Below are 1,127 nucleotides of genomic sequence, written 5' to 3'. Positions count from 1 at the left end.
CAGTATCCCTTTACTTATCAATGCTGCAAAATGCCGGATTAATAAAATCAAAACGAATTGGGCAATGGACTTATTATAAAAGAGATGAGGAAAACATCAAACAAATTAAGGAGATACTATCCAGGGATTTGTAAATCAAAATTCTCCTTTATCTCCTGTAATGGTAAATATCATTACCATTACAACTTGACCTTGAACATCTCTTTTTTTTATATTATTACATCTATAATTATAGATATATAAATATATTAAGTGTATAAAGGAGACGACTATGAACCAGTTTAATCAGCATAGAGGATATTCACGCATGTTTCAGGAAAATAATCTGACTCTCGGGCTATTCTTTCCTCTGGAAGCCTACGAGGGGAGTATTCCGGAGATGGACATTGAAAAACAAATAAAGCTGGCAAAAAGAGCAGAGGAGCTAAATTTTGCCGCATTGCACGTCAGGGATGTTCCGTTATATGATCCTTATTTCGGTGATGTGGGTCAAATTTATGATCCCTGGGTCTATCTGGGATATATCGCTGCCCATACCAAAAGGATTGCCCTGGGCACCGCAAGTATAATTCTAACCTTGCGTCACCCGCTGCATGTGACTAAAGCAGCGGCTTCCATCGATAAAATATCCGGAGAACGTCTTGTTCTTGGAGTCGCGACCGGAGATCGTCCGATAGAATTCCCGGCCTTTTCGGTTGGTTTTGAAGAGCGCAGCACTTTGTTTCAAGAAGCCATATCGGTAATGAAAACAGTGTGGAGGGAGAATTTCCCTGCTATCAGGTCGTCACGGGTCGATCTTTCGAACGGGGATATCCTGCCCAAACCGCGTTTATTCAATATTCCCGTGCTGGTAACCGGTCACAGCTCTCAGTCCCCCGAGTGGATTGCCCAAAACAGCGACGGGTGGCTTTACTATCCGCGAAATCCTAAATTCCAGGCGGAGCTGATTGCAAATTGGCGTTCTCTTACTGATCAATTTAAACCGTTTAGCCAGTCCCTCTATATAGATTTGACAGAGGATCCGGATTATGCGCCGGTCCCCATTCATTTAGGCTTCCGGATAGGGCGCAAACCTCTCATTGAATTTTTGCAGAATCTAAAAATTTTGGGTGTCAATCATGTGATTA

At 42.2% G+C, this 1,127-nt stretch carries 1 protein-coding gene; it reads left to right on the top strand.

Going from position 1 to position 1,127, the window contains the following annotated elements:
* Positions 1-271: 271 nt before the first annotated feature.
* Positions 272-1,127: LLM class oxidoreductase (locus ADA01nite_RS21715; protein WP_146812504.1), on the top strand; the 856-nt coding region annotated here is incomplete at its 3' end.

The sequence above is a fragment of the Aneurinibacillus danicus genome, assembly GCF_007991215.1.
Classification (GTDB): Bacteria; Bacillota; Bacilli; order Aneurinibacillales; family Aneurinibacillaceae; genus Aneurinibacillus; species Aneurinibacillus danicus.
Note: the sequence above shows the minus strand (reverse complement) of the source record. Positions and strands in the feature narration are given on the sequence as shown.